General features: G+C 52.1%; 8 protein-coding genes. 5 read left to right on the forward strand and 3 right to left on the reverse strand.

Features of this window, described 5'->3' with window-relative positions; translation table 11 throughout:
* Positions 1 to 4 precede the first annotated feature (4 nt).
* From A7K91_RS26950 to A7K91_RS03635, 3 genes are read left to right on the forward strand one after another with little or no spacing between them, the layout of a single operon-like run.
* Positions 5 to 973, forward strand: coding sequence for an HNH endonuclease (locus A7K91_RS26950; RefSeq protein WP_245697226.1), 969 nt, complete (start codon positions 5 to 7; stop codon positions 971 to 973).
* Positions 974 to 990: 17 nt separating this feature from the next.
* The gene (locus A7K91_RS03630) at positions 991 to 1,560 is read left to right on the forward strand and encodes a xanthine phosphoribosyltransferase (protein WP_068679751.1); all 570 of its coding nucleotides are present in this window, start codon (positions 991 to 993) and stop codon (positions 1,558 to 1,560) included.
* A 58-nt stretch (positions 1,561 to 1,618) separates the two neighbouring features.
* Complete coding sequence (locus A7K91_RS03635; protein ID WP_068679752.1) at positions 1,619 to 2,362, forward strand: Bax inhibitor-1/YccA family protein; 744 nt, start codon at positions 1,619 to 1,621, stop codon at positions 2,360 to 2,362.
* 423 nt (positions 2,363 to 2,785) lie between these two features.
* Here the strand turns inward: A7K91_RS03635 and A7K91_RS03640 are convergent, their stop codons facing one another.
* A complete protein-coding gene (locus A7K91_RS03640) occupies positions 2,786 to 3,586 on the reverse strand; it encodes a GNAT family N-acetyltransferase (protein ID WP_068679754.1) in 801 nt (266 codons plus the stop codon).
* Positions 3,587 to 3,797: 211 nt separating this feature from the next.
* Here A7K91_RS03640 and A7K91_RS03645 point away from each other — a divergent pair, with 211 nt between their 5' ends.
* Together A7K91_RS03645 and rlmN are read left to right on the forward strand one after the other, a co-directional pair.
* Entirely contained in the window at positions 3,798 to 4,115 is a 318-nt protein-coding gene (locus A7K91_RS03645) for an MmcQ/YjbR family DNA-binding protein (protein WP_068679775.1), read from the forward strand.
* 158 nt (positions 4,116 to 4,273) lie between these two features.
* Positions 4,274 to 5,335, forward strand: a complete 1,062-nt coding sequence (rlmN, locus tag A7K91_RS03650; protein WP_068679777.1) for a dual-specificity RNA methyltransferase RlmN — start codon at positions 4,274 to 4,276, stop codon at positions 5,333 to 5,335.
* On the opposite strand, the gene A7K91_RS03655 is transcribed toward rlmN, so the two are convergent.
* Both A7K91_RS03655 and A7K91_RS03660 read right to left on the reverse strand, forming a co-directional pair.
* Positions 5,319 to 5,627: a zinc ribbon domain-containing protein gene (locus A7K91_RS03655; RefSeq protein ID WP_068679755.1), complete on the reverse strand. Its 309-nt coding sequence runs from the start codon at positions 5,625 to 5,627 to the stop codon at positions 5,319 to 5,321. The genes rlmN and A7K91_RS03655 overlap by 17 nt on opposite strands.
* Before the next feature lie 188 nt (positions 5,628 to 5,815).
* Positions 5,816 to 6,190, reverse strand: coding sequence for a DinB family protein (locus A7K91_RS03660; protein WP_068679756.1), 375 nt, complete (start codon positions 6,188 to 6,190; stop codon positions 5,816 to 5,818).
* Between the last annotated feature and the right edge of the window lie 87 nt (positions 6,191 to 6,277).

Consider the following 6,277-nt stretch of genomic DNA (forward strand, 5'->3'; position numbering starts at 1 on the left):
TCTGTTGATTGGAAGCATGTGCTATACTCACATTATGACTACTAACCATCATGATCCTAAGGATCATCCCTATAAAAGCGAACAATTACATAGCACGACAAAGGTTTGCGTCCAATGCGGGGTTGCAAAGCCGCTGACGGAATTTTTGCGCCGCACGGGCCGGCGCTCCGGCAAATATGGACGGCGCGGCGCATGCCGGAGCTGCCGGCAGAAGGAAGCCCCTGTGCCGGTATCCGTCCAGTCCGGTCAGGCTTCTGCCGAACAATCGTCATCTCACGGAGCGGGAGAAGCTTTCCGGGATGCGGCAATGGAAGGCCAAACAAGGCTGCCAAAAGCGCGGCTAAAAGTGAGCGGTGACCCCATGTCTCAGGCTGATGGGGATACGGCTGGCATTCCGGCAGCGATCGGCCGCGCCGCGAATGACGCAAGCGGCTCTACCGCTCCCGGTATTCATCCTGGTGCGGGTCGCTCGCGCAAGCGCCGCCGCGGCAACAAGCGCGCAAAGGGCGCGCAGCAGAGGCAGGCGGCACGGCCCGCCGCCGAAGCCCCGCCGCCGCATACGCCAAGGCGCGACAAGCATGATCCCGCCGACGCGTCCTTTTTGCGGCCTACGGCCAAAGGCTTTATCCGCATGCGGGGCAAAACGGATAACGGACGCCGCTGGTATCAGGAGGTTGATCCCGAGCTGGCGCAGGTGCTGGTGCGGGAAGGAGCGGCGGTTGTCGTAAACCGCTCCACCATCCGAAGGCTGTTCAGCAGCAGAGAGTTCCGCAAGCTTATTTTGACGCGCGACAATTATACCTGCCACTTTTGCGGCAAATACGGAGATACCATTGATCATAAGCTGCCCAGAGCCAAGGGCGGCCACACAACGCCTGTTAATTGCGTCTGCGCCTGTTATGAATGCAACCAGCTCAAGGCAAATCGCGATCTCGACGAATTTGTAAACGCTATGGACGAATACATGAGATGAAGAAAGAAGGCGGAGAGATGAAGAGGCTGCAGGACAAAATACGGCAAGAAGGCCTCATTTTATCGGACAAGGTGCTGAAAGTGGATTCATTCCTGAACCACCAGGTGGATACAGAGCTTGTGCTGGCTATTGGCGAGGAATTTGCCGCGGCTTTTGCGGGAGATGGCATTACGAAGGTGTTGACCATCGAAGCCAGCGGCATTCAATTTGCCATGGCGACCGCAATTGCGCTTAAGGTGCCGTTTATTTACGCCAAAAAGAAAAAGACATTGACCCAGGGAGCGCATGTTTATGCGGCGGACGTCTATTCGTTCACCAAGGAAGAGGCCTACAGGGTAACGGTGGATCAAAGCTTTTTGACGCCGGAGGACACCGTGTTGATCGTGGATGATTTTCTGGCGACGGGCGCGGCGCTTGTTGGTCTTGCCGATATCGTGGCTCAATCCGGCGCTTCTCTTGCGGGCGTTGGGTGCGTTATCGAAAAAAGCTTTCAGGAAGGCCGTTCTTTGCTGGAGCAGCGGTCTATCAGGATTGTTTCGCTTGCGCGTATTGCCTCTATGTCCCCGGGCAGGATTTCCTTTGCATAAAAAGCAATCCGATTGTATGATAATGGAAGCACATACTATACATACGAGGTGATTTTGCGTGATTGGACGCAGCGGCAATCCTACATTAAAAGAGAATACGTTCCAAAAAGCAGGCCATTTTTCCGGAAATGAAGCTATGACGATTGAGGGAACGGTTAACAAATCGATTATTACGCTGGTCGTTTTGCTGGGTGGAGCCTTTGCGGCATGGTCTATGTATTACAACGGCCAGGCCAACGTGCTGGGCCTTGGCATTGCCGGCGCTATTGTTGGTTTTATTCTTGCGCTCATTATCAGCTTCAAGCCAACGGCTGCGCCGTTCCTGGTGCCGATTTATGCGGCTTGCGAAGGCCTGTTCCTGGGGGCGTTATCCGCTCATTACGAAAGCTTGTACCAGGGCATTACGATGCAGGCTTCCCTGCTTACGATGTGTGTATTTATCGCTTTGCTGGCAGCGTATCGCTTCCGCATCATTCAGGCGACCAAAAACTTCCGATTGGGCGTATTTGCGGCAACAGCGGGCATTGCCCTGGTTTACCTGCTAAGCTTTGTACTTGGCTTTTTCGGCATTCAAATTCCGTACCTGCATGATAACAGCCTGATCGGCATCGGCATTTCGCTTGTTATCGTCGTTGTAGCCGCGCTGAATCTCGTGCTTGACTTTGACTTCATTGAGACGGGAGCCGAGCAAGGCGCTCCTAAATATATGGAGTGGTATGGCGCATTCGGGCTGATGGTCACTCTGGTATGGCTGTACCTCGAAATGCTGCGTTTGCTGTCCAAGCTGGCAAGCCGCGACTAGGCGGACTACGGGCGGCGCTGACTTAACGCGGCGGATGCCCTTGAGTAAGCTTGTAGATGTATCTAATCAATGCGACGTCCCGAGCTGCTTTTTATAGCGGCTCGGGATATTTTTCGTCAAACGGCCTATAGCGTACCGGTCATTTATGGCCGTTAAAGCCTCGAATGGGCGGATTTCCCTCAAGTAACGGAGTCGCCAATGTCCATTAGACGCTCAGAAGTGGCGATTTGGGGGTGAAAATCAACGTTTACGGTCACGGCTGTCCTTTAAAAACTGATTTTCCTTAGAAAGTGGCTTCTAACGGCCATCGATGTCCGCAGAGTTGTAGCTATCGTTGTCTATGGACTTGTAGTTTATAGTGTCCCAGCCTTGTAGTCTATAGGACACTGTCGGGTCACCTAAAGCTAGTTGCGGGAAGCTGGATTATAGCGGAAAGCCGATGCATTGGTAGCGATGAACTAGCCGGAAGCCGAGCCGTTGCGCCAGCTTTTTAGAAGCCGTATTGTCCGATGTGCAGTCCCAATAGGGAATAAAACCGTGATCAATCACCTCTCCCGCAACCAGTGAAGCCAGATAGATGCCAATTCCTTTACCCCGGCTCTGTGGAGCCGTTTCAACTCCGATAGCAAAGCGGTTATTAGCTCTGCAGCTGGTATAGCAAAGGCCGATAACTTCTGCGTCAGACACTGCGACATAACCAAATCCGTTATTTTTAAATGCTTCGACTGATGTCCAAAATGCCTCAATATGTTCTTTTACAAGCGGTGTATGGAAGAGCCACCGGTTTTCCTCAGAATACTGATGAAGCGGCAGCGTGATGTATCCTTTTGTTTCCGGAACAGATGCTTTTCGTCCCGTCTCGAATACCAGCTGTTCAAAGTCATAGAGGTTTCTTGAGGCAAACATACCCTCCAGATCCCATTTATCATGATGCCCAGATATTTCAAAATCGGTAAGGCCGTACCTCCGCATTCGCGGCTCAAGCGTATGGGCTGCAAAATTATCCATACCTTCCGTAAAATCCTCATTGCGACAGTCGCCAATAAGATAAAAGCCATGCATACCCCTATTCCAAACCAGTGCGCTTCCAGGCTGATCGGCGTTGTCGGCAAATATCCAGCCGGGATTGCGGCCTTCAATAACGGACAGAATTTCGGGGTGCTGATGGCCTCCTTGTACCAACGGCCTCACCTTTTGAAATTGAGAGCTTGTTAATTCCTGCATAGTGTCATCCCCTTTAGCTTCAGCATAACCGTATTTTGCGCGGCGAGGGAGGTGGAGCTTCGTTTAAGTGGAAAAATACCAATGAATAAAGACGGCGAATCCACCTCCAGGCTTGCGGAAAATAGGTGAATGGTGTAAAACAGTGTCATACATAGGAGAAGAAAGCGAGGAGCCCATTTTGAAAACCGTAAGAGAGCTTGCCCAGTATTGCATGACCCTTCGCGGGGCCAGCGAGGATTATCCGTTTGGTCCTGAACCGCTGGTCATGAAGGCTGGCGGCAAAATGTTTGCCTTGATAGGGGAAAACGACGGAATTCCCAGCCTATCTTTAAAATGCGAGCCGCTTATGGCGGAGCTGCTGCGTCAGGCGCATCCGGCAGTCAAGCCGGGTTATCACCTCAACAAAAAGCATTGGAATACCGTCACGATTGACGGTTCGGTTCCGGAGACAGAACTGGCTGATATGATCAAAAATTCTTATGAACTTGTGGTTCGGGGGTTGACCAAAGCGGCGAGGGAGTCCTTGTAAGGTCGGCAGTCCCATTGCCACTCCCATTGCAAGGATAGAGCAGCTCATGGCGATTGACGGCTGACGGGAACGTGAGCGGCAGGATTTGCTCCTTGTGTTCGAGGTCTTTTTTTGGCACAATAGTAGGCAAATGGCTTGAAAGAAGGATTTTAGATATGATAGGCAAACCGTCCTTATACGGATTAACTTTAGAGCAATTAACAGCCTGGCTGGAGGAGCGGGGACACCGCAAGTTCTGGGCAGGAAAAGCATGGGAGCAGCTGTACCGGACACGGGTGAGAGCGCTTGGCGAGATGAGCGAGGTGCGCGCCGATTGTTTGGCGACACTGGAGGAGCACTTCACCTTGACGACCATGTCGGAGCATACGCGGCAGGAAGCGCAGGACGGAACCGTCAAGTTTCTTTTCCGGCTTCAAGACGGCAACCTGATCGAAACGGTGCTGATGCGCCAAAAGTTCGGGTTGTCTGTTTGCGTGACCACTCAGGTTGGCTGTAATATCGGCTGCAGCTTCTGCGCCAGCGGTCTGCTTGCCAAAAGCCGCGATTTGTCCAGCGGGGAAATTGTAGAGCAGCTGATGCGAGTCCAGCATTATCTGGATGATGCCGGGCAGGGAGAGCGGGTGAGCCATATTGTCGTGATGGGCATTGGCGAGCCGTTCGACAACTATACCAACGTTTCCGACTTCATCCGTGTGGTCAAGGACCACAAAGGCCTTGCCATCGGCGCGCGCCGCATTACCGTATCCACCAGCGGACTCGCGGGAAAAATCAGGGAATTTGCCGATAGCGATCTAGGCGTAAATCTGGCGGTATCGCTTCATGCGCCCAATAACGAATTGCGGACGCGCATAATGAAAATCAATAAAGCGATTCCGATCGAAAAGCTGATGGAATCCATTGATTATTATTTGGCGGTCACCCGCCGCCGCATGACTATGGAGTATATCCTGCTCAGAGATGTCAACGACGGCGTGGAGCACGCGCTGGAGCTGGCGGAGCTGATGAAGCCGAGACGCCAGCTTGTTAATGTAAACCTGATTCCGTACAATCCGGTTGATGAGCACGGTCAATATCAGCGAAGCAGCCCGGAGTCCATTACCGCTTTTTATGATGCCTTGAAAAAACAAGGCATCAGCGTTAGCGTCAGAATGGAGCACGGGGCAGACATTGATGCCGCCTGCGGGCAGCTTCGCAGCAAGCAGATCAAAGCGGCGCGCTAGCAGCCTTCCACCGTTTGAGCTGCGGCAGGTGCTGGGACAAGAGCGACCTGGCTTTGCTTTCTTCCATGCCTTCCTCGACCATGTAAGGCACGCATTGCCGGATCATGCCCTCCATCGTTTGCTCCGGCTCGCGAAAGGAACCTTCCTCGTAGCAGTAAGAGCAATAGTCTGGCGACGAAGAACCATCTTGCTCTGTCCCATATTGCGCGGTTCCCGTCATGGGCATGCTGCAGCTTTGGCAAAAGTGGGGTTGTGCTGCAGATTCGTTTGCAGTTTCATTTAATTGTGTCATGTTATTAATCTCCCTTCCTGGATATAGCCACAGTATACAAAAAGCAACCTGACAGCCCTCTGTCAGGTTGCTTTAATGTGCGCTCATAAAAAGCTGCATTAAAAGCTGCTTTGAAAGCAATTGCTTTTCGCCAGAACTATTCGCCATTCCCGATCTGACATGCGGCTTGTTTCCAAAGCCAAACCTTTCTACATAACCAAAAATGCTTTTAACCGATCGAGCTGCAGCAGATGGTGACGATAGTGCATGTCGATCAGTAAAAACCATTCCTCGGCGTTAAGCCCGCCAAAGCGGGGGTGGGCCACAGTTCGGCGACTTGGCCTTTGCTTAAGTAAGGGCTCTATATCTCTTATCTGCCTTATCATTTCATGCAGCTCTTCAATAAGCAGCATTTTGTCATGGGGCTGCGCCGGCGTGTATTGAGGAGATGGCGGAACCCGGACAGGATCGGGCGGAAAGCTGCCTTCAGCAAATACCGCTATGCCGGCATCCGTTTTCCCCATTGAATGTACCGGAGAATCATCCGCTTCCGAAAGACACTGCTCGATATTGCCAAGCTGCATCTGTGCCTACGCTTGACCCATAACACTTCCTTAAATTTACAGTAAAAAGCGATAGCTGCTCAAGACGTTTTGGAACACTTGGAGTCC

It is taken from the genome of Paenibacillus oryzae (genome assembly GCF_001675045.1).
Taxonomy (GTDB): Bacteria; Bacillota; Bacilli; order Paenibacillales; family Paenibacillaceae; genus Pristimantibacillus; species Pristimantibacillus oryzae.

Bases quoted from the DNA above. Each gene is read 5' to 3' on its own strand.
- A7K91_RS03630 (WP_068679751.1), top strand. From the start codon at position 991: ATGAAGAGGCTGCAGGACAAAATACGGCAAGAAGGCCTCATTTTATCG.
- A7K91_RS03640 (WP_068679754.1), bottom strand. From the start codon at position 3,586: ATGCAGGAATTAACAAGCTCTCAATTTCAAAAGGTGAGGCCGTTGGTA.
- A7K91_RS03645 (WP_068679775.1), top strand. From the start codon at position 3,798: ATGACCCTTCGCGGGGCCAGCGAGGATTATCCGTTTGGTCCTGAACCG.
- A7K91_RS03655 (WP_068679755.1), bottom strand. From the start codon at position 5,627: ATGACACAATTAAATGAAACTGCAAACGAATCTGCAGCACAACCCCAC.
- A7K91_RS03660 (WP_068679756.1), bottom strand. From the start codon at position 6,190: ATGCAGCTTGGCAATATCGAGCAGTGTCTTTCGGAAGCGGATGATTCT.